General features: G+C 71.3%; 26 protein-coding genes. 7 read left to right on the forward strand and 19 right to left on the reverse strand.

Annotated elements, in window-relative coordinates:
* Positions 1 to 251 precede the first annotated feature (251 nt).
* Positions 252 to 1,463, forward strand: a complete 1,212-nt coding sequence (locus tag AC1DG4_RS02145) for an MFS transporter (RefSeq protein ID WP_477375336.1) — start codon at positions 252 to 254, stop codon at positions 1,461 to 1,463.
* Between the two features lie 106 nt (positions 1,464 to 1,569).
* Here AC1DG4_RS02145 and AC1DG4_RS02150 read toward each other — a convergent pair whose 3' ends face one another.
* Positions 1,570 to 2,487, reverse strand: coding sequence for a helix-turn-helix transcriptional regulator (locus tag AC1DG4_RS02150; RefSeq protein WP_477375338.1), 918 nt, complete (start codon positions 2,485 to 2,487; stop codon positions 1,570 to 1,572).
* Between the two features lie 132 nt (positions 2,488 to 2,619).
* Entirely contained in the window at positions 2,620 to 3,300 is a 681-nt protein-coding gene (locus AC1DG4_RS02155; protein ID WP_477375340.1) for a MarR family winged helix-turn-helix transcriptional regulator, read from the reverse strand.
* A 150-nt stretch (positions 3,301 to 3,450) separates the two neighbouring features.
* On the opposite strand from AC1DG4_RS02155, the gene AC1DG4_RS02160 reads away from it, so the two are divergent.
* Positions 3,451 to 4,017 (forward strand): MarR family winged helix-turn-helix transcriptional regulator, encoded by a 567-nt coding sequence (locus tag AC1DG4_RS02160; protein ID WP_477375342.1) that lies wholly within the window; start codon positions 3,451 to 3,453, stop codon positions 4,015 to 4,017.
* A 44-nt stretch (positions 4,018 to 4,061) separates the two neighbouring features.
* On the opposite strand, the gene AC1DG4_RS02165 is transcribed toward AC1DG4_RS02160, so the two are convergent.
* The gene (locus tag AC1DG4_RS02165) at positions 4,062 to 4,973 is read right to left on the reverse strand and encodes an alpha/beta fold hydrolase (protein WP_477375344.1); all 912 of its coding nucleotides are present in this window, start codon (positions 4,971 to 4,973) and stop codon (positions 4,062 to 4,064) included.
* 73 nt (positions 4,974 to 5,046) lie between these two features.
* Here AC1DG4_RS02165 and AC1DG4_RS02170 point away from each other — a divergent pair, with 73 nt between their 5' ends.
* Positions 5,047 to 5,736: a TetR family transcriptional regulator C-terminal domain-containing protein gene (locus AC1DG4_RS02170; RefSeq protein ID WP_477375346.1), complete on the forward strand. Its 690-nt coding sequence runs from the start codon at positions 5,047 to 5,049 to the stop codon at positions 5,734 to 5,736.
* 119 nt (positions 5,737 to 5,855) lie between these two features.
* Here AC1DG4_RS02170 and AC1DG4_RS02175 read toward each other — a convergent pair whose 3' ends face one another.
* Positions 5,856 to 7,271: an MFS transporter gene (locus tag AC1DG4_RS02175; RefSeq protein ID WP_477421034.1), complete on the reverse strand. Its 1,416-nt coding sequence runs from the start codon at positions 7,269 to 7,271 to the stop codon at positions 5,856 to 5,858.
* A gap of 195 nt (positions 7,272 to 7,466) precedes the next feature.
* On the opposite strand from AC1DG4_RS02175, the gene AC1DG4_RS02180 reads away from it, so the two are divergent.
* Entirely contained in the window at positions 7,467 to 8,018 is a 552-nt protein-coding gene (locus AC1DG4_RS02180; protein ID WP_477375350.1) for a hypothetical protein, read from the forward strand.
* 3 nt (positions 8,019 to 8,021) lie between these two features.
* Here the strand turns inward: AC1DG4_RS02180 and AC1DG4_RS02185 are convergent, their stop codons facing one another.
* Entirely contained in the window at positions 8,022 to 9,086 is a 1,065-nt protein-coding gene (locus AC1DG4_RS02185; protein WP_477375351.1) for a hypothetical protein, read from the reverse strand.
* An 86-nt stretch (positions 9,087 to 9,172) separates the two neighbouring features.
* On the opposite strand from AC1DG4_RS02185, the gene AC1DG4_RS02190 reads away from it, so the two are divergent.
* Both AC1DG4_RS02190 and AC1DG4_RS02195 read left to right on the forward strand, forming a co-directional pair.
* Positions 9,173 to 9,436 carry a type II toxin-antitoxin system Phd/YefM family antitoxin gene (locus tag AC1DG4_RS02190; RefSeq protein ID WP_477375353.1) on the forward strand — a complete coding sequence of 88 codons (264 nt, stop codon included), beginning with the start codon at positions 9,173 to 9,175 and terminating at the stop codon, positions 9,434 to 9,436.
* A complete protein-coding gene (locus AC1DG4_RS02195) occupies positions 9,433 to 9,816 on the forward strand; it encodes a type II toxin-antitoxin system VapC family toxin (RefSeq protein WP_477375355.1) in 384 nt (127 codons plus the stop codon). Before AC1DG4_RS02190 ends, AC1DG4_RS02195 begins: the two co-directional genes overlap by 4 nt.
* A gap of 89 nt (positions 9,817 to 9,905) precedes the next feature.
* Here the strand turns inward: AC1DG4_RS02195 and AC1DG4_RS02200 are convergent, their stop codons facing one another.
* From AC1DG4_RS02200 to AC1DG4_RS02265, 14 genes are all read right to left on the reverse strand, one after another.
* Positions 9,906 to 10,925, reverse strand: coding sequence for an NAD(P)/FAD-dependent oxidoreductase (locus AC1DG4_RS02200; protein ID WP_477375357.1), 1,020 nt, complete (start codon positions 10,923 to 10,925; stop codon positions 9,906 to 9,908).
* Positions 10,918 to 11,247, reverse strand: coding sequence for a ferredoxin (gene fdxA, locus AC1DG4_RS02205; protein ID WP_477375359.1), 330 nt, complete (start codon positions 11,245 to 11,247; stop codon positions 10,918 to 10,920). Before fdxA ends, AC1DG4_RS02200 begins: the two co-directional genes overlap by 8 nt.
* A complete protein-coding gene (locus tag AC1DG4_RS02210; RefSeq protein WP_477375361.1) occupies positions 11,244 to 12,728 on the reverse strand; it encodes an FAD-dependent oxidoreductase in 1,485 nt (494 codons plus the stop codon). The genes fdxA and AC1DG4_RS02210 overlap by 4 nt, the downstream gene beginning before the upstream one ends.
* Positions 12,725 to 13,657 (reverse strand): uroporphyrinogen-III C-methyltransferase, encoded by a 933-nt coding sequence (gene cobA / locus AC1DG4_RS02215; protein WP_477375363.1) that lies wholly within the window; start codon positions 13,655 to 13,657, stop codon positions 12,725 to 12,727. Before cobA ends, AC1DG4_RS02210 begins: the two co-directional genes overlap by 4 nt.
* Entirely contained in the window at positions 13,657 to 14,529 is an 873-nt protein-coding gene (locus AC1DG4_RS02220; protein ID WP_477375365.1) for an ABC transporter permease, read from the reverse strand. Before AC1DG4_RS02220 ends, cobA begins: the two co-directional genes overlap by 1 nt.
* Before the next feature lie 127 nt (positions 14,530 to 14,656).
* On the reverse strand, positions 14,657 to 15,457 hold the full coding sequence (locus AC1DG4_RS02225) for an ABC transporter ATP-binding protein (RefSeq protein WP_477375367.1): 801 nt from the start codon (positions 15,455 to 15,457) through the stop codon (positions 14,657 to 14,659).
* Positions 15,454 to 16,536, reverse strand: a complete 1,083-nt coding sequence (locus AC1DG4_RS02230) for an ABC transporter substrate-binding protein (protein WP_477375369.1) — start codon at positions 16,534 to 16,536, stop codon at positions 15,454 to 15,456. Before AC1DG4_RS02230 ends, AC1DG4_RS02225 begins: the two co-directional genes overlap by 4 nt.
* Before the next feature lie 131 nt (positions 16,537 to 16,667).
* The gene (locus AC1DG4_RS02235) at positions 16,668 to 18,122 is read right to left on the reverse strand and encodes a sulfate adenylyltransferase subunit 1 (RefSeq protein ID WP_477375371.1); all 1,455 of its coding nucleotides are present in this window, start codon (positions 18,120 to 18,122) and stop codon (positions 16,668 to 16,670) included.
* The gene (gene cysD, locus AC1DG4_RS02240; protein ID WP_477375373.1) at positions 18,122 to 19,114 is read right to left on the reverse strand and encodes a sulfate adenylyltransferase subunit CysD; all 993 of its coding nucleotides are present in this window, start codon (positions 19,112 to 19,114) and stop codon (positions 18,122 to 18,124) included. Before cysD ends, AC1DG4_RS02235 begins: the two co-directional genes overlap by 1 nt.
* Positions 19,111 to 19,803, reverse strand: coding sequence for a phosphoadenylyl-sulfate reductase (locus AC1DG4_RS02245; protein ID WP_477377300.1), 693 nt, complete (start codon positions 19,801 to 19,803; stop codon positions 19,111 to 19,113). Before AC1DG4_RS02245 ends, cysD begins: the two co-directional genes overlap by 4 nt.
* Positions 19,804 to 19,973: 170 nt before the next feature.
* Positions 19,974 to 21,701, reverse strand: coding sequence for a nitrite/sulfite reductase (locus AC1DG4_RS02250; RefSeq protein ID WP_477375375.1), 1,728 nt, complete (start codon positions 21,699 to 21,701; stop codon positions 19,974 to 19,976).
* 205 nt (positions 21,702 to 21,906) lie between these two features.
* On the reverse strand, positions 21,907 to 22,947 hold the full coding sequence (locus tag AC1DG4_RS02255) for a hypothetical protein (protein ID WP_477375377.1): 1,041 nt from the start codon (positions 22,945 to 22,947) through the stop codon (positions 21,907 to 21,909).
* 156 nt (positions 22,948 to 23,103) lie between these two features.
* Complete coding sequence (locus AC1DG4_RS02260; protein ID WP_477375379.1) at positions 23,104 to 23,874, reverse strand: sirohydrochlorin chelatase; 771 nt, start codon at positions 23,872 to 23,874, stop codon at positions 23,104 to 23,106.
* Positions 23,875 to 24,055: 181 nt separating this feature from the next.
* Positions 24,056 to 24,934 carry a serine protein kinase RIO gene (locus tag AC1DG4_RS02265; protein WP_477375381.1) on the reverse strand — a complete coding sequence of 293 codons (879 nt, stop codon included), beginning with the start codon at positions 24,932 to 24,934 and terminating at the stop codon, positions 24,056 to 24,058.
* A gap of 279 nt (positions 24,935 to 25,213) precedes the next feature.
* Between AC1DG4_RS02265 and AC1DG4_RS02270 the strand changes: the two genes are divergently transcribed.
* Positions 25,214 to 25,678: a DUF3817 domain-containing protein gene (locus AC1DG4_RS02270; RefSeq protein ID WP_477375383.1), complete on the forward strand. Its 465-nt coding sequence runs from the start codon at positions 25,214 to 25,216 to the stop codon at positions 25,676 to 25,678.
* The last annotated feature ends 18 nt before the right edge of the window (positions 25,679 to 25,696 follow it).

Below are 25,696 nucleotides of genomic sequence, written 5' to 3' on the forward strand. Positions count from 1 at the left end.
GCGGCGCCCGCACTGTGCGCGTGCGACGCCTGCACGTCCTGGTGCGCGTGCGACGTCTGTACGACCCGGTGACGCCTGCACGACCGATCGGCCGGATCCATCGTGCAGGCGTCACGCGGTCGTGCAGACGTCGCACGATCCACGCGAGCGGAGTGCGAGTGATAGCGGTGCGGATCCGATCCGGACGATCGGTCGGATCCGCCGGACGCATGATCGGGCGCGCAACGGGCGCGCACGGAAGGCTGGAAAGCATGACCACCACCGCCCCTGTGCCCACGATCGCGGCCACCCCGCGCCGGCTGAACTATGGCGCTCTGCTCGCCATGATGGCGACGGCGTTCCTGCTCGTCACCGCAGAATTCCTCCCCGGCGGTGTGCTCACCGACATCGCGGCGGAGATCGGGGTCACGCCCGGTCAGGCCGGCCAGATGGTCACCGTGACCGCGCTCGCAGGGCTCATCGTGGCGCCGACCATCGGCCTCATGCTGCCCCGTCTGGACCGACGCTCGCTGCTGGTGTGGATGGCTGTCGGCGCGGCGGTCTCCAACCTGATCGTCGCGGTCGCGCCGAACCTGCCGCTGCTGCTCGTCGCACGCGTGCTGCTGGGCGCTGCACTGAGCGGCTTCTGGTCGATGTCGGTGACGGTCGCGGCGCGGATCGCCGGGCCGGAGCGCCTGGGCCGGGCGATGATGTTCAACTCGGCCGGCGTATCGCTCGCGACGGTCGCGGGTGTGCCGGCGGGCGTGCTGCTCAGCCAGGTGCTCGACTGGCGCGGAGTGTTCGCGATCGCCGCAGCGGCCAGCGTCGTCCTCGCGGTCCTTCTGCGGATCCTGCTCCCGAGCGTGCCCGCAGAGGGGGCCGCGCGGTTGTCGACCCTGGTCGAGACGTTCCGCCGTCGCGGCATCAGCCTGGGCGTTGTCGGCCACGTGCTGGTCGTGCTCGGGCACTTCCTCGCCTACACCTACATCCGGGTCGCCCTCGAGCGGGTGCACGAGGGCGGCGCCGCGATCACCGAGGGAACGATCATCCTGCTGCTCGCGCTGTTCGGCATCGGCGGCTTCATCGGGAACATCGCGATCGGCGTCATCGTCGACCGCCGTTACCGGACGCTCGCCGTGATCACTCCGCTCGTGATCGCAGGTGCGGTGCTGCTGATGAACGCGATGGTCGGATCCCTGTGGGCGATCGGCGCGGTCGCGTTCGTGTGGGGCTTCTTCTTCGCCTCGTGGCTGCTGATCGTGAACACCTGGATCGGACACCGCATGCCGGACCGGCTCGAGGCGGGCGGGAGCCTGGTGGTCATGGGGTTCCAGGCCGCGATCATGATCGCGGCGGGCGTCGGCGGCCTGCTGGTGGACGGCATCGGGATCGCCCAGGTCTACGTGATCGGCGCGGTCGTGCTCGTGGTCGGTGCGGTGCTGTTCGGGTTCTCGAGCAGGATGAGCGCTCGCGCGGATCGCTGAGACGGTTCTCGGCCCCGCAACTCTGAAGGACGATGGCAACTCTGCAGGAGGATCCGGGCGGATCCATCCTCAGAAGTTGCCATCGTCCTTCAAGGTGCGCGGGGATCTAGGCGGTGCGAGCCTCGCGCCACGCCGTCGGGGTCTGCCCGGTGCGGCGGCGGAAGGCGCGGCTGAAGCCCTCGTCGGAGCTGTAGCCGAGGTCGCGGGAGATCTCGCTGACGAGGCATCCGAGCACGAGCCGGTCCTGCGCGGCGCGGATCCGCACCTCGGTGACATAGCTCGCGGGTGACGTGCCGAAGGCGGCGCGGAAGCGCTCCGCGAACACCGTGCGCGACATGGCGCCGACACTGGCCAGTCCCTCGACGCTCCAGTCGTTGCCGGGCGCGGCGTGGATCGCGTCGATCACCTTCTCCAGGAAGGGGTCGCTCGTGCGCGCCGGCCACCCCGCGGGGGCGCAGCCGTGCGCGGCCCACGCTCGGATCACCGACGCGAGGACGGTGTTCGCCATCATGCGGCAGATCACGGCGTCTCCGTCGCGGCCCGCGGCCTCGAGGGCGGCGACGTCGACCGGCAGGGCCGTGAGGTCGATCCCGACCTGCGCGGCGAGGGCGGCGGCCGCCGGCTCGTGGTGGGCGAAGTCGCGCACCAGGGCCACGTCGGGCAGCGCGTTCGCGATGTGCGCCGCGTGCGGCACCAGGGTGAGCGTGGAGACCAGGATCCGCGTCTCAGGATCCGTCTTGAGCGATATCGGCGTCCGACCAGGGGTCAGCATGGCGTCGCCCTGGGCGAGCGACATCGGCTTGTCGCCGCAGCGGGTGTGCACGCTGCCCTCGATGACATAGACGACCGAGAGCGCATTGCGGTCCAGGGCGATGGTCTCGGCGGGATCCGGCGCGATGCGCACCTGCCGCCGCAGCTGCACATCGACGGTCGCGAGGAGGGCATCGACCGCGCCGCGGGCCTGCGTCGCAATGTCCGGCACGGCGTGCAGCGGCGGCATCCGGTCGGGCGCGACAAGGGTCATGTGAAAGGGAAACCGCGCGTGCGCGGGCTCTATTCCGCCGCGCGTGAGGGCGGCGTCGTCGGCGACCAGCCGGACAACGGGATCCGGCCCCTGCCGCGGAGCGCGGGCAGGGGCCGGATCGGACGCGCGAGGTCAGCCGTTGCGGTGGCGACCGTCGTGCAGGTGGATGTGGAGGTGGGCCGGGGAATGACCGGGCGCACCGTGCTCGGGCCCGCGCCCGCGGAACGGGTGCTCACCGCGCGCGTGCTCACGGTGCAGGCGCTCGCCGTCGGTGTGCCCGCCGCAGCGGTGCTCGTGACGGAGGTGCTCCTGGCGGAGGTGCTCGTGACGGAGGTGCTCGCGGTGCGGCCACTCGCGGCCGACGCCGGAACGCCCGCCGACGTGGCGACGGGGGAGGCGCTTGCCCTCCTCGTAGCCGAGGCCGCGGGCGAGCTTCTCGAGGGCGGCCGCCATCGCGGCGAACTCCTCGGGATCGAGAGCGCCGGCGACCTGCGCGCGGATCTCGTCGACGGCGGCGGTCAGGCGCGCCTTGGCGGCGGTGCCGTCTGCGGTGAGCGTCCAGCCGTCCGAGCCCTGCTCGACCCAGCCGAGCGCGACCAGGTGGCGCACCTTGCTGTCCGGGAGGTCCCGGCCGAGCGGGACGGTGCCGTCGACGGCGTTGAGGATCCGCCAGTCGCGGCGGGTGATCCCCTCGTCCTCGAAGGCGGTGGCGAATTCGGCCGCCAGAAGGCGATCGACGGCGGTGATCCAGAAGCCGAACGGGCGGCTCTGGTCTGCGGGCGTGTTCTCTGGGATGTTCTCTGTGCTGTTCATGCGAAGTCCTTCAGGTATCGGGGCGATGACGGGCGGCTCGTCGCGGTGGCGGCCGTCTCTCCGAGTTCGCTCAGATCCATGTCATCTGCCATGTACATGCAGTGTGACATGCAATTGGGTTCCATGTCAAGTCGCATGTAAAATCGGAGCATGCCTCATGATGCCGAGAACCCGGATCCGCTCGACGCGATCGTCGCCGCGCTCGGCCTGCTGCGCGGGCGGGGACCGCGACCGACCCGCGAGCACCGCCACGGGATGCACGATGGTGACCCGCGGTATGGGGAAGGGTTCCGCGGGCACGGCGGGCCGCACGGCGAGCACTCTGCGCACGGTGGTCCGCACGCGGATCCGCACGGCCGAGGCGCAGGGCCCTGGGGCGGCGGGCGCGGTGAGGCGCCCGCGCGGCTGCGCATGCTCGAGGCGCTGGCTTCGGGGCCGCTCAGCGTCAGCGCGCTGGGCGAGGCGATCGGCGTGGATCAGCCGCGCGCTTCGCGTCTCGTGCAGCAGGGTGTCGAGCGGGGCTGGCTGCGCCGCGAAGCGGATCCGGACGACGCCCGACGCACCCGGATCGTGCTGACCGACGAGGGGCGGCAGATGGGACGGGGCGTCCGCGGCGACCGGCGCGAGGCCCTGCGCGGTGCGATGTCGGCGCTGACCGCCGAGGAGCAGGCCGAGTTCGCGCGCCTGCTAGCCAAGGTCGCCGCGAACTGGCGCTGACCGGCAGGTGCTGACTGACTGGCGCTGACCGGCAGGTCCGTCGCTCAGGACGCGGTGACGGCGTGCGGGGTGCGCTGTCCTCCGGAATCGGCTGCATCGATGCCCGCGATCCCGGCGCCGACGAACGCGGCGATGGCGTCCAGCACCGGATCCGCCTGCAGTACGCGGTTGTGTCCGAACCCGTCGGTGCGCAGCAGATGCGAGCGGCCGGCGTGCGCGGAGTGCAGGCGCAGGGCGTCGGCGTCGGGCATGCGGCGGTCGGCGCGGTCGTGCACCACGAGCAGCTCGGTGCCGGAGGGCAGCGGGTCCTGCACCGCGTCGTACGCCGCCGCGATGCCCTCCCGGTCGAGGCCGAAGCGCGCGCCGAACCGCTGCTCGAAGCGCGCGGAGACCGTGGGCTCGAGGCGGAGCGTGCGGGAGAACTCCGCGAGGAACGCGGCCGGTGCGGAGGCGCCCGCGACGACCGCGATGCGGGGGGACGGCACGGTCGTGCGCGCCGCCGTGAGTGCGGCCAGCCCGCCGAAGGAGTGACCGACGATCGCCTGGAACGGGCCATCGCTGCGCTGCAGTTGCTCCGCGGTCGTGACCCAGTCCCGAAGGTCGGTGCGTCGTCCCGAGGAGTCTCCGTGCGCCGGGGCGTCGAAGGACACCACGCGGAAGCCGTCCGCGACGAGCTCGCGGACGAGCGGGGCGAACTGCGACGCGCGCCCCTGCCAGCCGTGCAGCAGCAGCACGGCGCGCTCGCCGCGTCCCCAGCGGTAGGTGACGACCTCGGATCCGCGGATCCGGATCCGTTCTCGCTGCGCGTCCCGATGCGTCGCGAGGTCGGCGTCGCGCACGGCCATGCGCGGTGCCGTCGTGAAGAACAGGTGCAGAGCGAGGCGGCCGGCGAGGCGCGGCGACACGGCTCCGGCAGCGTGGATGCCGCCGAGGATCAGGCGGGCGGAAGCGGGCATCGGTTCCCCTTCAGGAAAAGAATACGAACGGTCATACGTAGAATAAGCGAACGATCGTTCGTACACTAGGGTCATGTTGAAAGTCGCCACCCACGAAGCCGCCGACGCCGGGATCGCACGGGCTCAGACGTCGGACGGACGTCGCCTGCGCGGCGATGCCTCGCGGCGCACCGTGCTCGAGAGCGCGACCGACATCGCGTCGGTGGACGGCCTGGACGGCCTCACGATCGGGCGGCTGGCGACGGCGTCCGGGCGGGGCAAGAGCAGCATCGCGACCCTGTTCCAGAGCAAGGAGGGGCTGCAGCTCGCCACGGTCGCCGCCGCGCGGGAGGTCTTCACCGCGCTCATCGTCGAGCGCGCGCGCGTCGAGCCCCGTGGGGTGCGCCGGCTGTCCGCCCTGCTCCACAACGCCCTGGACTACTCCCGCGAGCGGGTCTTCACGGGCGGCTGCTTCTTCGCGGCGACCGCGGCCGACGTCGATTCCAAGCCCGGCCCGGTGCGCGACGCCGTGCGCACGGCTCTCGTGGACTGGTACGACTACGTCGAGGCGCAGGTGCGCCACGCGGTGTCGGCGGGAGAGCTCGACGCGGGCACGGATGCCGAGCAGCTGGCGTTCGAGCTCGTCGCGCTGAACGAGGAGGCCAACTCGCGTTCGCTGCTCCTCCAGGACGATCGCCCCTACGCCCTTGCGACACGCGCGATGCGAGACCGTCTGCGCGTCGCGGGCGCGGCACCGGAGCACCTGACCGCGCTCGACGCTTAAGGATCCGGATCCGGATCCGGATCCGGATGTGCTTCAGGTCGCACTATCCGCTCTCCATTGCCGCTTTTGGCGCAGAAAGTGCGATCTGAGCGGAAGCCCGCGCCCTGTCGGAATCTTGCCTAGTGCGAGAGGCGGACGCTCGACCGCGTCTCCTTCACCGGCAGGAGCAGCAGCAGGCCGGCCAGCAGGACGGCGACGATGCCGAGGATCCCGAACTTGGTGTTTCCGGTCAGGATGATCAGCAGCGTCCACGCGCCCTGAGCGATCCAGCTCGCCGCGCGCCCGGTCGTGGCGTAGAGGCCGAACACCTCGCCCTCGCGGCCGGCCGGCGTGACCCTGGCCAGGAACGAACGCCCCGCGGATTGCGCCGGTCCGACGAACGCGCACAGGATCAGGCCGCCGATCCAGTACGCGATCGGCCCGGTGTCGACCAGGGCGAACACCGCGATCCCCGCGATGATCATGCAGGCGAGCGAAATGATGATGAGCCGTTTCGGGCCCCAGCGGTCATCGAGGCGGCCCGCGAGGATCGTGGAGACGCCCGCGATGAGGTTGGCGGCCACCCCGAAGATCACGAGCTGGATGAACTCGAAGCCGAAGACGGTGCTCGCGATCACCGCGCCGAACGTGAAGACGGCGCTGAGCCCGTCGCGGAACACCGCGCTCGCCACCAGGAACCAGAACGTGGTGCGGGTGCTCGGATTGCGGTAGAGGCCGATGACGTCCTTCACGAGCAGCACATAGGAGGCGAAGAAGCCGACCTTCCGCTCCGGTCGGCCCAGCGACGGCTCCGGAACGTTCAGGAAGATCGGGATCGAGAACACGATCGCCCACACCGCGCAGCCGATCGCGATGATGCGGAACGGCAATCCGCCGTCCGCAGAGAGCCCGAACCAGTCCGACATGTAGAACACGATCACCAGCACGAGGGCGACGATGCCGCCCAGGTAGCCGAAGCCCCAGCCGAGACCCGAGATCCGTCCGACCGTCTTCGGGCTCGCGATCGAGATGAGCATGGCGTTCGAGTTCACCGAGGCGATCTCGCTGAAGACGACGCCCGCGGAGATCAGGGCGACGCCCAACCAGAACAGTGACGGCGTCGGCGTGACGAACCAGAGCCCGAACATGCACAGGATCAGGGCGCCGGTGTCGATCCCGAGCCACAGCTTCTGTCGTCCGGCCGCATCCGCGCGCTGGCCGAGCACGGGCGCGAGCAGCAGGATCGCGAGGCCGGCGATCGTGCCGCCGAGCCCGAGGCCGCTCGTGAGTTCTGCGATCCCGGCGACCCTGGCCGGATCCTTGTCCGCGAGCGAGGCGAGGTCAGCCGGTAGGAACGCGTCGGTCGTGAGGTAGAGCGCCGTGAAGATGAAGGTGAGGATCACCGAGTGGAACGGCTGCGTCGCCCAGTCCCACAGTGCCCAGGAGTAGATCTGCTTCTTCGGCGCCGGCTCGTCCCCGCGGAGGTCGAGGCCCACCACCGCGACGGCGCCGCTGTTCGCCGTCGCCTGGGGTTCGGGATGATCGCCGTTGCTCATGCAGGAAGTCTCGTGGGTGGCGGTGAACGAGAGGTAGCGGCGCGCCGGTGCGAGATCCGGAGCGGGTCGCGGCGTGCATGCGCGTTCCGAACTCAGTCGATTCCGTAGAGGATCCCGACGGATGGGCCTCATGAGGCGCCTCTTGACTGAGTTCGGAACGGATCTCGGGGCGGCACCGGCGGTAGCGTCGGATCTATGACCCGACCGATTGTGCTCGTCGAGGGGGAGAGCGATCGGCTCGCCCTCCTCGCCGCCGCGCGCGTCCGCGGGGACGACCTCCGCGCGGACGTGGTCTCGCTCGGCGGGATCACGAACCTGCGCTCCTGGCTCGAGCGGCGGGATCCGACGGTTCCGGTGCGCGGCCTCTACGACGCCGCCGAGCTGCGCTACGTGATCGGTGCGCTCATCGCCGGCGGGCTGCTGGCCGAGGGCCAGGCGGATCCGGCCGTCATCGCCCGGGCGGGGTTCTTCGGATGCGAGCGCGATCTCGAGGACGAGGTGATCCGCGCGGCCGGTCCGGAGCTGGTGCTGGAGACGCTGGCCGCCCGCGGCGAGCTGACGCTGTTCCGGGTCTTCCAGGGGCAGCCGGCCCAGCGGGTCCGCTCGGTCGAGGCGCAACTGCACCGCTTCGCCGGCACCGCGAGCGGCCGCAAGGCTCATTTCGCAGCCGACGTGGTGGCGGCCCTGACGCCGGACCGGATCCCGGATCCGCTGACCGCGGTGCTCGACGCCGCCGTGCACGGCTGAAGCTCACGGGGCCCTTCGCGGCGGCGTCACCCGCACCAGCACGCCGTCGCCCTCTCCGCCGATCGAGACGATCCAGGACGATCCGGTCCAGATCGCGGCGCGTGCACCGCACAGGAACGGAAGCTGCGCGGTCTCCGTGAGGGTGCCGCCGGCGGCCGACACGACGTGCAGCTCGCGACCGTCGGTGCACGTCGATGCGTGCTCGATCGAGGCGCGCGCTTCCGCCGATCCGCCGCGGACCTGGAACGTGGCGGGCGAATGAGTGGGGGGAGTGCCCGCGGGATGTCCCCACCACAGCGTCTCCTCCCTCGGCCCGACGGCGAGGATCGGGGCCGGCTCGTCCGAGCGGATCCGGTCGAGCATGCTGCCGTCGGCGGTGAGCAGGGAGAGCCCGTTCGGGGTGGCGAGGAGGATCGACCCATCCGAGAGGACCTCGATGGCGGTGGTCGCGGCGAACTGTCCGTATGCCGCCGAGGCCACGGCCATCGCCTCGGTGTGCAGCACCACGCGGGAGCCGTCGTCGAGACCGATCCGGACCATCTCGAGCCCCAGTGGGCCTGTCGTGCCTCTCGCCGCCGGCCGCAGCAGGCCGACAAGGACGTCACGGCCGTCGGCGGCGATGCCTGTGATCGACGCGATCCCGTCGTCGTCGATAACCGGCGCGACCTCGTGCCATGACATGTCGCCGGTGTCGAGCACGCCGAGCGGGCTGCGGAAGCGGGTGAGGGCGTTGCGGTCGGCGGTCAGTAGCCCCGTCGACGACAGCGGGGCGAGCATGGCCGGCTGTGCACCGGGCGCGCCGACGTCCACGGTGAAGTGCGCCAGCGTGTCGTCATCAGCGCCGACGTGCAACCCCGTGGTGCCGGAAACGCCCCAGAAGCCGCCGGATCCGTCGGGTGCGAGGGCCGCCTGTGCGTACGCGAGGTCTGTGGGCTTGATGGATCCGGCCGGCGTGAACGGGATCGGTTCGAGGGTCCACGCGGCAGGGTCGAACGGCGCGCTGCATCCGGTCGCCAGCCCGGCGAGGAGGGCGACGGCGACGAGGGCGGTGCGGCGGCGGGCTCTCATCCGCACAGGGTAACCGCGGTGCCTGACCGGATCTCGGATCCTCAGCCTGTGTAGTACTTCTACTAGATAGCGCGTACCGTGGTTGCATGGGAACCGTGACCAAGACCGAACTGAACCAGCAGACCGCGCGGGTGCTGGCGCGGGTCGCGGCGGGTGAGCACATCACCGTAACCGAACGCGGCAAGGCCGTCGCCGAGATCACCCCACCGCGGGAGTCCGCGTGGGATCGTCTGGTCGCGGCCGGCAAGGTGCAGCCGGCGACGGCGAGCGGGCCGCTGAACCTGCAGCCGCAAGATCTCGGAGCGACGACCGAAGAGATCATGGATGACGTGCGGGGCGAGCGCTGGTGATCTACCTCGACACCTCCGCCGCGGTCAAGGCTCTGCTCGGAGAGGAGCACAGCGACGCGGTGCGTGAGCTGCTCGACACGGAGGAGCGATTCGTCTCCTCACGACTGTTCGCCCTCGAGATCGCCTCCGTGACACGGCGCCGGAACGCCGACCGTGAGGCGTCCGCGAGACTCCTCGGCCGGATCGATCTCGTCACTCTCGATGACGCCGTCGTCGATCAGGCGGTTGCGGCCGGATCAGGTCTGCGCACCCTGGATGCCCTTCACCTCGCCACGGCCGTCCAGCTCGAAGATGTGATCGATGCCATGCTCAGCTTCGATCGCGAGCTGCTGCGCCGCGCAGAGCAGGCCGGGATCCCGCCCCACCCGCTCTGCGCCTGAATCGGCTCACCGGGGCTGTCCTCCCGTCGCAGAACTGGTCGCTAAAGGCGCTCTTTAGCGACCAGTTGTGCGACGGGAACTGGAGGTGATCAGTGTGCCGTCGCGACGCCGATCGAGTCGTGGATCATCACGGCGGCGACCCTGGCGCCGGCGCCCGCGGCCACGATGAGCTGCTGAGGCCCGGGGGAGGCGACGTCGCCCGCGGCGTAGAGGCCTGGCACGCTCGTGCGGCCGGCGCGGTCCGCGGCGAGGTGGCCGTGCGCGTCGAGGTCGGGCGCGAGCGCCGGCAGGAACGAGAGGTCGGTCTCCCACTCCGGGCGCACGAAACCGCCCTCGACCGCATGCTCGGATCCGTCGCCGAGGCGGATGCCCGTGAGCACGCCGCGCTCGCCGTACAGCTCCGTGATGGGGCTGCGTTCGACGCCGATCCCCGCGGACGCGAGCTCGGCCTCCTCCGCGGCGTCGACCACGTCGGCGCCGTTCGTGAAGACCGTGAGGTCGCGAGTCCACCGGGCGATGAGGCGGGCGCGGGCGGCCAGATCCGGCGTCTCGCCGATGAGCGCGAGCGCGTGGCCCTGCAGCTCCCAGGCGTCGCACGCCGCGCAGCTGAACAGGCTCACGCCGTAGAAGCCGCGCAGGTTCGGCACGTCGGGCAGCGTCTCGCGCAGGCCGGTGGCGAGCAGCACACGGTGCGCGGCGATCCTCGTCTCGGGTGCGCGTCGGCCGATCCCGGCGACGAAACCGGATCCCTCGGCCTCGATCTGGAACACGCGCTCCCTGGTGCGGATCGTGACTTGCGGGTAGGCGGCGAGCTCTTCGCGGGCGAGGCGCCGCAGCTCGTGCGGCGGGATCCCGTCGCGCGTGAGGAATCCGTGCGAGATGAGCGTCGCAGCGTTGCGCGGCCGGTCCGCGTCGACGACGAGCACGCGCGCGAGCGAGCGGGCGAGGTTCAGCGCAGCGGAGAGCCCGGCCGGCCCTCCGCCGACGATGAGCACGTCGTACGGGTCTTCATCCTCGCGCGGTTCCTGAGCGCCCTTCGTCTCGCTGACCGGTTCCTGAGCGCCCTTCGTCTCGCTGCGCTCGCTCAGGGACCGGTCGTCGTCAGGCATGGCCGTCCGCCTGCGGCGGGAGCGCGGCGACCAGGGGGTGGTCGAAGGCGTAGACGCCGACCTTGGCGGCTCCGCCCGGGGATCCGATCTCGTCGAAGAACTCGACGTTCGCTTTGTAGTAGTCGCTCCACTCGTCGGGGAGGTCGTCCTCGTAGTAGATCGCCTCCACGGGGCACACGGGTTCGCAGGCGCCGCAGTCGACGCACTCATCCGGATGGATGTAGAGGGAGCGCTCGCCCTCGTAGATGCAATCGACCGGGCACTCGTCGATGCACGCGCGATCCTTCACATCCACGCAGGGCAGCGCGATCACGTACGTCATCGGGTGAGCGCTCCGCTGCGCGAGATCTCGACCTGCTCCTCGCGCGGCACGACCTTGACCCGCTCTCGGGTGTGCGTGTGCGCGGCGCCCAGGGCGCGCTCGTGAGCGTCGAGCTCCAGCCAGCCGTCCCAGGTGGTCACCTCGACCTCGCGCTCGGCGAGGAGGTTCAGGACGTCGGCGGTCTCGGCGGGATCCACGAGGCGGCCCGCCGCGGCGTCCTCCAGCAGGTTCGCGATGGTCTCCGTCGCGTCGGACTTGGTGTGCCCGATGAGGCCGACCGGGCCGCGCTTGATCCAGCCGGTTGCGTACAGCCCGGGAACGCCGTCGACGCGGCCTGCTTCATTCGGCACCACTCCGCGCCGCGCGTCGAAGGGGGCGTCGACGATCGGCGAGCCGAAGTAGCCGACGGCCCGGTACACGGCGGTGATCGGATACTCGACGAACTCGCCGATGCCCGAGACGGATCCGTCCTCGGCCGGAGCCGTGCGCTCGAACCGCACCGACTCGACGCGGTCGGATCCGGTGATCTCGACGGGAGCGTGCCAGAAGTGCAGGTGCAGACGGCGGGTCGCACCCGTGCTCTCGCCCCGGTTCTCGGGGCGGTCGCGCCACGCGTTCAGGGTGCGCAGCATGATCTTCAGCTGGTTGTTGGGGGCTGTGGCCGGATCCACCCCCGCGAAGTCGGCGTCGTCCAGGATGATGTCGACTCCGGCGACCTCGCCCAGCTCGCGCAGCTCGATCGGGGTGAATTTGATGTCCGCCGGCCCGCGGCGGCCGAACACGTGCACGTCGGTGACGGCCGAGGCTTCGAGTCCTTGGAGCACGTTGTCCGGTACCTCCGTGCTGCGCAGGTTCTCCGGCAGCTTGGCGAGGATCCGGGCGACGTCGAGTGCGACGTTGCCGTTGCCGATCACCGCGACCTGCTCGTCGACGAGCGGCCAGGAGCGCGGCACGTCCGGGTGGCCGTCGAACCAGGACACGAAGTCGGCGGCGCCGTAGGATCCGGGCAGGTCGACGCCGGGGATCCGCAGTGCGGCGTCGCGGATCGCGCCGGTCGCGAGCACGACGGCGTGGTACCGGGCCTGCAGCTCGTCGAGCGACACGTCGCGGCCGACCTCGATGTTGCCGAGGAAGCGGATCGTGCGGCGGTCCCCATCCGAACGGTCCCTGCCCTTCGACAGGCTCAGGGACCGGTCGAAGGGCGCGTCGAGCATCTCGTGCAGCGAGTTCACGATGCCCTTGATGCGGGGGTGGTCAGGCGCGACGCCGTAGCGGATCAGGCCGTAGGGCGCGGGCAGCGACTCGAAGAGGTCGATTTCTACCGTGCTGTACCCGAGGCCGGCGGCGCCGGTGTCGTCGTCGGCACTGCCGTTGGCGCGGGCGGCCACGGCGTTCGTGAGGATGTTGCCGGCGTAGATGCCGGCCGGGCCGGCGCCGACGATCGCGACGCGGAGCGGGGCGGAGGGGTGAAGGTCGGTCACGGCTGCAGGGTCTTTCGGTCGGATCGGGCAGGGGCGGTCGCGCGCGCGGCCGCCATGGGCCGCGAAACCGAACTTCCGTCCCGAGACCGCTGATATTTAGCGCGGTCTCGGGACGCCGGTTCGGTCTCGCTGTCACTGGCGGCGGGGGCGGGCTCGGCGACGGCGACGGGGGCGGGCTCGGCGACGGCGACGGGGGCGAGGGAGGCGGCGTGGGGGCTCAGGCGCACCACGTCGCCGACGACGACGACGGCGGGGTTGCGCACCTGGCGCACGGCGGCGAGGGCGGCGATCGTGCCGAGCGTTGCGATCGTGACGCGCTCGCCGGATCCGTAGCCGTCCTCGACGATCGCGACGGGGCAGTCCGCTCCGCGGTCGCCGCGGGCCAGGATCCCCGCCGTGTGCGCGAGCGTGCCGATGCCCATGAGCAGTACGACGGTGTGGTCAGATCCTCCCGGCAGCTGCTCGATCGGATCGTGCGCGCTTGCGACCGTGAAGGCCGTCGCGACACCGCGGTGCGTGAGCGGGATGCCGGCCACGGCGGGGACCGAGATCGCGCTCGTGATGCCCGGCACGACCTGTACGGCGATGCCCTCGGCCTCGCAGTACAGCGCCTCCTCGCGGCCGCGGCCGAGCACGAACGGATCCCCGCCCTTGAGGCGCACGACCTCGCGCCCGGCGCGGGCGTGCCGCACCAGGAGGGCGTTGATCTCGTGCTGCGGCACAGGGTGATGCCCCGGGGTCTTGCCCACGTCGATCACCTCGGCGGCGATGATCACGCCCTCGGCCGCGAGCTGGTCCAGCACGGCGCGCGCACCGAGACGGTCGGCGATGATCACGTCGGCGCGCTCGAGGGCGCGCAGGCCGCGGATCGTGAGCAGGCCGGCGTCGCCGGGCCCTGCACCCACGAGGGTGACGGATCCGTTCGTCATCATGCACCTCCGAGCAGAAGTCCGCGCCGGCGCAGCACGGCCCGCTCGAGCGGCGCGAACAGCACCAGCTCGATGAGGATGCCGATCGCCAGGATCAGGATGATGGTGGCCAGCACACCGGGCAGGTCGGCGAGCTGGCGGGACTGGTCGAGCATGGACCCGAGCCCGAAGCCGATGGATCCGCCGGTTGCGATGATCTCCGCGGCCATCAGCGACCGCCAGGAGAACGCCCAGCCCTGCTTGAGGCCGGCGAGGTAGCCGGGAAGCGCCGCGGGAAGCACGATCGCCGTGGCCGCCTGCCAGCGGCTGGCGCCGAGCACGGTGCCCACCCGGCGCAGCTGCGGCTGCACCTGGTCGACACCGGCGAGCAGCCCGTTCACGATCGAGGGGATCGCGCCCATCAGGATCACGAAGTACACGGTCGCGTCGGACAGGCGGAACCAGATGATGGCCGCGGGCACCCAGGCGACAGACGGGAGCACCTGCAGCCCGGAGATCAACGGGCCCGCCGCTCGGCGCAGCAGTTTCCACTCCGCGAGCAGCAGGCCGATCGGCGTGCCGACCGCGATCGCGATGACGAAGCCGATGCCGCCGCGCTCGAGGCTGGTGAGCACCGACTCCTGCAGCCGACCCGACTGCCAGGCGTCGCCGAGAGCCCCCAGCACCTGCAGGGGGCTCGGCGCCATGTCGGGCCGGGGCCGCGCGATGACGACGTACAGCTGCCAGACCGCGAGCAGCAGGACGAGCAGGCCGACCGGCGGCAGGATCGCCCGCAGGCGCTCGCGCGTGCGGGAGACGGATCCGGGCTCTGCGGTCTGCAAGCTGTCCAGACCCGCTTCGAGGCGGGCGAGGTCGTCGTCCGCGGCGCCCACGCCCTTCGCCTCGTCGGTTCTTGAGCGAGACGAAGGACGCCCCTCGCTCAGGGACCGGCCTGTGTCAGCGGTCCCTGAGCGAGCGAAGCGGGACGATGGGCGTCCGGCCGGAACGGGGAGGGTCTTGTCAGTCGGCATTGCGGCGGATCTCCTTCCGCAGCTCGATGGTGATCTCGGCGGCCAGCGCCGAGACCTCGGGCGATTCGATGCGGCGGCCGCGGGTGCGGGCGACGCGCCATTCGCGTGAGATCCGGCCGGGGCGACTGCCGAGCAGCACCACGCGCTCGCCGAGACGGGCGGCCTCGCGCACGTTGTGCGTGACGAAGACGATCGTGCGGCCGGTCTCGCGCCACACGTTCTCCAGCACCTCGTGCAGCAGATCGCGGGTGATCGCGTCGAGCGCCGCGAAGGGCTCGTCCATGAGCAGCACGGGCCGGTCCTGGGCGAGGGCGCGGGCAAGGGCCACGCGCTGCCGCATGCCGCCGGAGAGCTCGTGCGGGCGCTTGTCGGCGGCGTCGGACAGGTTCACGATCCCGAGCAGGCGCAGCGCCTCGGCCCGCCGCTCTGCGCGGGGGACTCCGCGCAGACGCAGGGCGAGCTCGACGTTGCGCCGCGCGCTCAGCCACGGCATGAGGGCCGGATCCTGGAACATCACGGCCGTGCCCTCGTCGGGCGCGCGCAGCGAGCCCGACGTCACGGGCTCCAACCCTGCGATGAGATTGAGCAGAGTGGACTTGCCGCAGCCGCTCGCGCCGAGCAGACAGACGAACTCTCCCGGCGCGATTTCGAGCGAGACGTCGTCGAGCACGACAGGGCCGGATCCGTACCGCTTGGTGACGTGCGCGAGGCGCACCGCCGGATCCACCGGATCCGGCGCGGGAAGGACCGGGGTGACCCCGTCGAAGCTCGGCGCGAGCGGGGCGGTCATTTCTTCGTTCCCAGCCCGCCGTCGTCGACCGCGGGCTCGTTCCTGGCCTTGAGGGCGGTGTTCAGCGCGGCGAGGTCGAACAGGCCCTCGATCGAGCCCTTCGTCTGGGTGCCCGCGGTGACGCCGTTCTTCACGAGCGTCGCGAACGTGGCGGCGTTCGGATCCGCGGAGAACGACACGGCCGACAGGGACTTCGTGAGCACGTCGTCGGCCAGGGGCTTGCCGGTGGCCGTCTTCAGCGCGGCGTTCACGACGCCGGGAAGCTCGGTCGGGTGGGCCTTGATCCAGTCGAGGGAATCGAGGTGCCCGGCCAGCAGCTCCTTGACCGCGTCGGGGTGCTTGTCGGCGAAGTCCTTGCTCACGAGCAGCACCGTGGTCGGGAACTTCCCGTCGGGCCACAGGTCGCGCTCGTCCTGCAGCACGTGGGCACCCGCCTCGACGACCAGGCGCGAGGCCCACGGCTCGGGGAGCCAAGCCCCGTCGAGCTGCCCGCTCTTGAAGAGCGTGAGGGTCTGCGCGTTCTCGGTCGGCGTGATGTTCACGTCGCCGCCGCCCGTGACGCTGGTCTTCAGGCCCTTCGAGGAGAGCCAGGTGCGCAGCGCGACGTCCTGCGTGTTGCCCAGCTGCGGCGAGGCGAGCGTCTTGCCCTTCAGATCCGAAGCGCTGTTGATGCCGTCGCGCACGACGAGCGAGGCGCCGCCGCTCGTGGCCCCGGCGATCACGCGCGCCGAGGCGCCGCCCGACTTGATGAAGGTGTTGATCGCAGGGTTCGGCCCGATGTAGGCGGCGTCGATCGCGCCGGCCGAGAGCGCCTCGACGGCGGCGGGGCCGGCGTTGAACACCTCGGTGTGCAGCTTCGTGGCGCCGAGCTCCTTCTGCAGGAAGCCCTTCTCGACGCCGACGAGCGCCGGTGCGTGCGTGACCGTGGCGAAGTAGCCGAGGCGCAGCGTGTCGAGCTTCTCGCCCTTGTCGGCGGCGGCCGCCTGGCCGGAGGCGCAGCCGGCGAGCATCGCCATCGCGAGTCCGATGGTGGTGAGGGCCGTGCTGATACGTGCCGTGGTGCGGGTCTTGCGATTCACTGTCGCCTCCTTAGGCGTTTTCGGTGGGTGGTGCAGGGCAGGGTGCTCGTCCTTCGTCTCGTCGCTGCGCTCCTCGCTCAGGGACCGAAGGACCGAAGGACGCTCAGGGACCGAAGGACGCTCAGGGACTCCTAGCCGGCCGTGACGACGGTCGCGGCGGCGAGGGTGGCGCCGTCGACCGGGTGGATGAGCAGCAGGGCGCCGCCCTCCCGATCGTCGGCGTACGGCTCGAGGGGCAGGGCCGACGCGAAGCGGATCCGCACGCGGCCGATCTCGTTCACGGCCAGCTCGGCGGCGTCCTCGAGGGCGAGCGTGTCCAGGTCGCGGCGCGAGAGCACCTCGGTCACGATCGCCTGCACGGTCGAGGTGCCGTGCTTGGCGAGCACGCGGGCGCCCGGCGCGATCGGCCGTACGTCGAGCTGGAAGATCTCGACCTCGGCCTCCGCATGGCCGGTCGGCACGGTGCCGGCGGTCGCGATGAGGGCGCCGCGGGCGGCGTCCACCTCGTCGGCGAGCGTTACCGCGATCGACTGCGCGGTGTGCGCCGACTCCGCCACCCGGCCGGCGACCCTGATGCCGGTGACGGTCGTCTCGTGTCCACCGGGGAAGACCTGCACACGGTCGCCGACCCGGACGGATCCGCTCGACACCCGCCCGGCGAAGCCGCGGTAGTCGCGCAGGCCGTCGGCCTCAGCGTCGTCGATGAGCGCCGAGACGCTGCCCTGCGGACGGATCACGGTCTGCACCGGGAGGCGGAAGGCGGCGTCCTCCTCGGCCTGGCGGGCGGGGAGGGTCTCGAGCAGCTCGCGCAGCGTCGGGCCGTCGTACCAGGGGGTGCGCGCGGACCGATCGACGATGTTGTCTCCCTCGAGCGCCGAGACCGGGATCACGTGCGTGTCGATGAGGCCCAGTTCGGCGGCGACCGCGAGCGCCTGCTCCTCGACCGCGCGGAAGCGCTCCTCGTCGAAGCCGGTGAGGTCGATCTTGTTGACCGCGACGATCACGTGCGGCACGCGCAGCAGCGACACCACGGCGAGGTGCCGCCGGGTCTGCTCGACGACGCCCTTGCGCGCGTCGATGAGCACGACCACGGCGTCGGCCGTCGCGGATCCGGTGACCATGTTGCGGGTGTACTGCACGTGTCCGGGGCAGTCGGCGAGGATGAAGCTGCGCGCGTCGGTGGCGAAGTAGCGGTACGCGACATCGATCGTGATGCCCTGCTCGCGCTCGGCGCGCAGACCGTCGGTGAGCAGCGCGAAGTCGAACTCGCCGTGCGCGAAGCCGCGGTCGGCCGAGGTGCGGGCGACCTGCTCGAGCTGGTCGGCGAGGATCGCCTTCGCGTCGTGCAGCAGCCGGCCGACCAGCGTCGACTTGCCGTCGTCGACGGATCCGGCCGTCGCGAACCGGAACAGCGTGGTGTCGCCCAGCAGCGCGGTCCCGGACTTCTCTGACCGCGAGACCGAATCCGCGGCCCGAGACCGCAGTTCTGAAGCACCGTCTCGGGACGCAAGTTCGGTCTCGCGGATCTGGACGGGTGCGGACGGGGCGGGTGCGGACGGGGCGGGCGGGATGGCGGGGGTGCTCATCAGAAGTATCCGTTCTTCTTGCGGTCCTCCATGGCGGCCTCGCTGATCCGGTCGTCGGCGCGGGTGGCGCCGCGCTCGGTGAGGGTGGAACGGGCGACCTCGGCGACCACCTGGTCGACGGTCGCCGCATCCGATGTGACGGCTCCGGTGCAGCTCGCGTCGCCCACCGTGCGGTAGCGGACCACGCGGCGTTCGACCTGCTCGCCCTCGCGCGGCTGGGCGTGCTCGTTCACGGCCCACCACATGCCGTCGCGGCGGAACACCTCGCGCTCGTGCGCCAGATACAGTGGCGGCAGGGCGATCCGCTCACGGGCGATGTAGCGCCAGACGTCCAGCTCGGTCCAGTTCGAGATCGGGAACGCACGCACGTGCTTGCCTGGCGTGTGCCGTCCGTTGTACAGGCTCCAGAGCTCGGGGCGCTGGTTGCGCGGATCCCACTGGCCGAACTCGTCGCGCAGCGAGATGATGCGTTCCTTGGCGCGCGCCTTGTCCTCGTCGCGGCGCGCGCCGCCGAACACGGCGTCGTGCTTCCCGGCGGCGATCGCGTCGAGCAGCGGCTGGGTCTGCAGCACGTTGCGGGTGCCGTCGGGGCGCTCCGCCAGGCGGCCGTCGTCGATGTAGTCCTGCACGCGGGCGACCTCGAGCTTCAGGCCCAGGCGCTCCACGGTCTCGTCGCGGAACCGGATGACCTCGTCGAAGTTGTGCCCGGTGTCGACGTGCAGCACCGGGAACGGGATCCGGCCGGGGGCGAAGGCGCGGGCGGCGAGGTGCAGCACGAGCACGGAGTCCTTGCCGCCGGAGAACAGCAGTACGGGGCGCTCGAACTCGGCCACGACCTCGCGGATGATGTGGATCGCCTCGGCCTCGAGCAGGTCGAGTCCGGTGAGTCCTTCGTCTCGTCGCTGCGCGGATCCTGAGCGAGCGTCGCGAGACGAAGGGCCCTCAGGAACCGGGGCGTCGGTGCGCGCGGGCAGGGTGTCGATGATGCTCATACGTGGAGTCCGCATTCGGTCTTGGCGAGTCCGGCCCAGCGGCCGGAGCGGGGGTCTTCGCCCGCGGCGACGGGCTTGGTGCACGGCGCGCAGCCGATCGACGGGTAGCCGTTGGCGACGAGCGGGTTGACGACGACATCGTGCGCGGTGGCGTAGTCGATGAGGTCGTCGAACGACCAGCTCGCGACGGGGTTGACCTTGATCAGGCCGTTGCGCTCGTCGAAGGTGATCAGCGGCGTGTTCGCGCGGGTCGGCGCCTCGTCGCGGCGCACGCCGGTGAACCACACCTCGTAGCCGCCGAGGGCCTGGTGCAGCGGAGCGACCTTGCGCATCTCGCAGCACAGCGCCGGATCCCGGGAGAACAGATCCTTGCCGAACTCGGCGTCCTGCTCGCGCACGGTCTGCGCGGGCTTGACGTCGACGATGCGCACGTCGAGCGTGCGGGCGACCTCGTCGCGCGTGAACGTCGTCTCGAGGAAGTGGTAACCGGTGTCCAGGAACAGCACGTCGACGCCCGGGATCGCCTCGGCGACGAGATGCGGCAGCGTGGCGTCGGCCATCGAGCAGGCGACGGCGGCGAGGCGGGGCGAGATATTCGCGGCGACCCAGGCGGCGACCTCCGCGGGGGAGGCCTCGTCGGCGGCTCCGCTGCGCAGCTCGGTCGCGCCGCGCTCCGCGAGCGCGCGCAGCTCGTCGAGGCTGCGGCGGGCAGGGCGCCCCTCCTCTTGCTGCGCGGATGCGGAGCGGGCGTCCTTCGTCTCGCCTGCGGCTCGCTCAGGAACCGGGGGTGCGTCCTTCGTCTCGCCTGCGGCTCGCTCAGGAACCGGGGACGGTCGCTCAGGAATCGGGGTCGCGGTGCTCACTGCAGGGCCTCCTCGTCGGCGCGGTGCGCCCAGACGGCGAAGGTCTCATCGTCCTCGCGGTCGGCGAGGAACCGGCGCACGACGCGCTCCGTGTAGTCCGCGATGCCGTCGGCGGTGACCTTCAGGCCGCGCACCGTGCGGCCGAGCCCTGCCTCTTCCCGCAGGGGAGAGGCGAGTCCGCCGCCGAGGTGCACCTGATACCCGGGCACCTGCTCGCCGTCGATCGTGACGAGCTGGCCCTTGAGCCCGATGTCGGCGGTCTGGATCCGGGCGCAGGAGTTGGGGCAGCCGTTGACGTGGAGCGAGATGGGGTGCGGCAGGTCGATGCCGGCGAGGCGCTCCTCGAGCTGCTCGACGGCGGCGGCCGCGTTGACCTTGGTCTCCACGATCGCGAGCTTGCAGAACTCGATGCCGGTGCAGGCGATCGTGCTGCGTCGGAACAGGTCGGGACGCGAGGACAGCCCGAGTTCATCGAGCCCGGCGACGAGGGAGGGGACTCGGTCTTCCGGGATGTCCAGGATCACCAGCTTCTGGTGCGGCGTGGTGCGCAGCCGCGCCGATCCGTGCTCCTCGATGAGGTCGGCCAGCTTCGCCAGCGACGGGCCGGAGATCCGCCCGACGAGCGGGGTGACGCCGACGTAGAAGCGGCCGTCCTTCTGCCGGTGGATGCCCACGTGGTCGCCGCGACTCGTCGGCTGAGGTGCGGCCTCGCCGTCCGGGAGCGGCGCTTCCAGGTATTCGGTCTCGAGGATCCGGCGGAACTTCTCGGTGCCCCACTCGGCCAGCAGGAACTTCAGCCGGGCCTTGTTCCGCAGCCGCCGGTACCCGTAGTCGCGGAAGATCCTGGTCACTCCGTGCCACACGTCGGCGACGAGCTCTGGGGCGACGAACACGCCGAGGCGCTCGCCGAGGCGAGGGGTGGTCGACAGCGCGCCGCCGACCCACAGGTCGTAGCCCACCCCGAGATCGGGATGCACGACGCCGACGAACGCGACATCGTTGATCTCGTGCACGACGTCCTGGCTGGGGTGCCCTGTGATGGCCGTCTTGAACTTGCGGGGCAGGTTCGCGAGCTCGGGGTCGCCGATGAACCGGTCGGTGATCTCGTCGATCTGCGGGGTCGGGTCGATGATCTCGTCGGCGGCGATCCCGGCGACGGGCGAGCCGAGCACGACGCGCGGCACGTCGCCGCAGGCCTCGGTGGTCTGCAGGCCGACCGCCTCCAGGCGCCGCCAGATCTCGGGCACGTCCTCGACGCGCACCCAGTGCAGCTGGATGTTCTGCCGGTCGGTCACGTCGGCGGTGTCGCGCGCGAAGTCGACCGAGATCCCCGCGATGACGCGCAGCTGCTCGGTGGTCAGCTGCCCGCCGTCGATGCGCACGCGCAGCATGAAGTACTCGTCCTCGAGCTCTTCCGGGGTGAGCGTCGCGGTGCGTCCGCCGTCGATGCCCGGCTTGCGCTGCGTGTACAGACCCCACACGCGGAAGCGGCCGTGCAGGTCGGTCGGATCGATGCTCGAGAAGCCGCCCTTCGAGTACACCTGCTCGATGCGCTCACGCACGCTCAGACCGTTGTCGACCTGCTTCCACTCCTCGTTGCCGTTGAGCGGCGCCGTGCCGTCGATCTTCCACTGACCGTTGGGCTTGGACGACGGGCGCGGCGGGCGGGCGCGGTCGGTCGTCGGTCGTGCACCGCGCACGGCAGCAGTCGGTTCGGGAGACATGCGGACAAGCTACGTGCGGATCCGCCAGGACGCTCGTGTGTGTCAGCGCCGCCGACACGGGGCGTCATTGTTCGACATGGTGCAGATTCCTCCCGGGTGGATGCGGTTGGATGGAGCGCCGTCGCACGCGTCCTTTACGCGATCCAGGACACGACGACGGCACGGAACTCCGCGGAGAGCCCCGTGCCGCCGAGCGATCGTCGGGTCAGTGCGCGACGTACGGCACGCGCTCCCAGCTGATCGCGTGGTCCGCGCCGGGCCGGTTGATCGTCACCCGCAGCCAGTCCTTGTTGTTCGAGGATCCGTCCACGGTCACCCGAGTGAGGTTGTCGGCGGATCCGGTCACGCCGTAGGTGTCGAGCCAGTGCGATCCGGCGGCGAGGGGCTTGTCGGCGTTGTAGACATGGCTGTCGCCGTTGACGAGGTACACCTCGCCGTCGAACGCGCTCGCCTCGTCGACCAGCGTCTGCACGAGACCCTGGAACGCAGAGATGTCGGTCGGGGCCGGCGTGTAGGTCGGGTCGAACATGTCGGCCTGCAGCAGCACCATCACGGCGCGGTCGTGCTTCTGCTTCGCCGTCGCGAACGTGCTCTTCACGACCGAGGTCGCGTTCGCCATGCGCGCCTGCTCCGCGGCGAGCTGTTCGGGACGCGGGCTGGTGTCGCCGAGGCCCGCCCACGGCTGGACCCCGTCGTTGCTGCCCACCACGTGGATCACGGCGAAGTCGACGCCCTGACGGCGCAGGGTCACGTTCTCCGGGAAGCCGGCCGCGGTCTGCGCGTCGAGCTTCGCCGGGTTCTGCCCGAGGGAGACTCCGGGGTTAGAGAAGAACACGGAGCGGTCGTAGGCGAGGCGCTCGAGGGGGTTGTACGCGCCGTTGTTCGCACGGTGGCAGTCGGTCCACTCGTTGTCGCCCGGGGTGTAGACGAGGGGGTTGGTGAAGGTGTCGAAGTCGCCCTTGATCTGCTGGTAGAGGGCGTCGTCGCAGCGGGTGGATCCGTTCTTGATGTCGCCGACGTGGAACGTCATCGCCGGATCGGCGGCGTTGATCTCCTGGATCCAGTGCGGGAACAGCGCCTGCTGCGCGGCACCGTAGGGGACGTCGCCGATGACGGCGAACGAGTAGTGGCCCGGCTTGTCCTGTCCCGGGGCGTCTGCGGTCCCCGCGGCGAACGCGGGACTCGCGCCGGCCACGACGGCGGCCAGCGCGGCGGCGAGGGAAAGAAGCGCTCGAGAGGCGCGCATGCGTAGCTCCTTCGGTAGGCGTGGCGCTCCGAGGAGAGCGTCGAGAGCCACACTGCTCCGCTCGCGCGATGCCGAGGTTGCGACCGGATGAACAGGGCGGGAAGAAGTGCCGCGCTCAAGCCGACGCGAGGCCGCGATGTCGAGGGGCGTCCGCGCTCACCGACCGGACGGGGGCGGATCCGCGAGCCGTGCGGCGCCCGCGAGATAGCGGTCCACCACGAGGTCCACGAGCGGGTCAGGCGGCTCGCCGTCGTCTAACAGCGGCTCGGTGAGGGCGGACCCGGCCGCGCGCTCCGCGACGTCGAAGAAGTAGCCGTGCGCGAGCAGGTAGGTCGCCACGGGGGCGCCGGGATGCGCGACGAGGGCATCGGCGAGGTTCGGCTCCCGGGCGGCGAGGTAGGCGGGCACGACAGGGCGGCCGAGGCGCTCGCCCAGCTGCGCCGCCATCGCCTCGGCATCGGGCAGGGAGCGCGGATCCCGGGATCCCGCGACGGCGAGCACGACCGGACCATCGGCATCGGCATCGGCATCGGCATCAGCATCAGCATCGGCATCGGCATCGGCATCGGCGCCGGGATCGCGGCCGGGAGCGGGGGCTTCCGCGAGCCGGAGCGCGAGCACCTCCGCGAGCCGCGGGTCGGGCCCGAGCGGATCCGTCACGACCGCATCGCTGCGTTCCCGAGCGGCGCCGCCCAGATCCACCCGCACGTGGAAGCCCTGCGACAGCAGCAGCGGCATGACGACCACGGGCCCCTCGACCGCGGCCAGGGCCGTCGGCGCATCCGGCTCCTGCACGTCGACGAATCCGGAGTGCACGGCGACGTCGGGGAGGCGCTCGGCGACGCGGCGCACGAGCAGCGCGATCGCGGCGGCGCCGGCGGCGTCCGAGGTGCCGTGCGACACGGCGAGCAGTGCGGGGCGGGGCATGGTCGGAGTGTATGCGGATGTCCGTGGGTGGTGTTCGGAAGTCCTTCACACACCGACATCGACTCCGATGGGCGTCCGCGTCTTGTGCCGGTCCGCAAGCTCGGTTTTGGGGCGCGTCCCGCCACGTTCGGGTGTCCTGGCGCGCCCCGAACCGGCAGATCACGCCCCAAACAGGGGCGGGCTATCCGAACGACTCCGCGACCAGCTCGCCGAAGAGCTCCTCGGCGTCGACGTCCAGGCGCTGGCGGGCGAACCAGTCGCACACGTTGACGCAGTCGCGGTGCAGCAGGTCCAGGCCCTGCGGGTTCGCGACCGTATCAACGATCTGCGGGAGGTCGATCACGACCACCCGGCCGTCGTGGACGAGCAGGTTGTACGGGGACAGGTCGCCGTGCGCGACGCCGGCTCGCGCGAAGGTCCGCATGAGGGCGGCGACCTGCGCGAACAGATCGGGGAGCGCCGCCGGATCGTGCCGCACCTGGGCGAGCCGGGGCGCCGCGGCCCCGTCGGCGGATCCGATGAACTCCATGAGCACCTCGGTGCCGCTCACCTGCACCGGATAGGGCACGGGGGCGCCGAGCTCCCACATCCGGCGCAGCGCCTCGAACTCGGCCAGCGACCACTGCGCGGCGGCGACCCCGCGACCGTGCTCCGACTTCTTCGCGAGGGCGCGGGCGTCGCGGGAGTTCCGCGTGCGCCGGCCCTCGGTGTACACGGCGGAACGGTGGAACGTTCGGTGCTCCGTGCCGCGATAGCGCTTGGCCGCGAGGAGGGTGCGCTGGGCGGGATCGCCCGGCACCGCGCGCTCGAGGAGGAAGACGTCGGCCTCCTTGCCCGTCTTGAGGATGCCGAGCTCGGTGTCGACCGCGCCGGCCGAGGTCACCACCCAGCCGGGGCGCGGGTGGGGGCCGCGCTCGGTCGGAGTCGCGGCGGGCCAGGTGGTCCAGCGCTGGCCTTCGCCGAGATCGACGTCGGCGAAGGACAGGCCGAGATCGTCGTCATCGGAGGCGGAGAGGAAAGGGGAGGCAGAGGCATCCGAGGATGCGGAGAAAGGGATCACGAGAGGCTCCGGGGTCGGGGCCGCTCGCGAAGGGATCGGGCGGGCGGCCTCAGGGAAGAAGGTCGGTGAAGGGCGCGACAACAGCAGAGACGTTCATCGTCAGCTCCTTCCCTCGGATCCCGGGGTGGTCCCGGCGCTCGCCGAGTCTACGGGGCCGCGCGCCTTGCGCGGAAGCCCCGCGCGGAGGATCCCGAAGACCCATCGAAAGGTGGAGGCCTGCGGGAAGCGGCCGGCGGATCCCGATCCCTACGCTGGAGGGGACCCGACCCGAGGAGAGCCGTGTTCACCACTCCCGCCCGCCTTTTCCGCGTGCTCGCGATCGCGGAGGCCATCACCTGGACGCTGCTGATCGGCGCCCTGATCGGCCGCGCCACGGGTCTGCCGCCCGTGCTCGTGACGGTCGCCGGATCCATCCACGGCTTCGTCTTCCTCTCCTACGGCGCCACGGCGGTGCTGCTCGCGTTCCATCAGCGCTGGGGCGTCGGCGTCGCGATCCTCGCGATCGCGAGCGCGATCGTGCCCTACGCCACGATCCCCGCCGAGATCTGGCTGCACCGCAGCGGCCGTCTCGCCGGCGACTGGCGTCTGGAGCAGACCGAGGATCCGCGCGACGCGGCCTGGTACGACCGCACCATGCGCTGGTTCCTGCACCGTCCGTGGGTGCTCGCGCTGCTCATCGTCGCCGCGGTCGCCGCGCTCTTCGCGGTGCTGCTGCTGATCGGCCCTCCCGGCGGGAGCCACTGACCCCGAGCCGACCCGAGC

Source organism: Microbacterium sp. 05N427, from assembly GCF_056397105.1.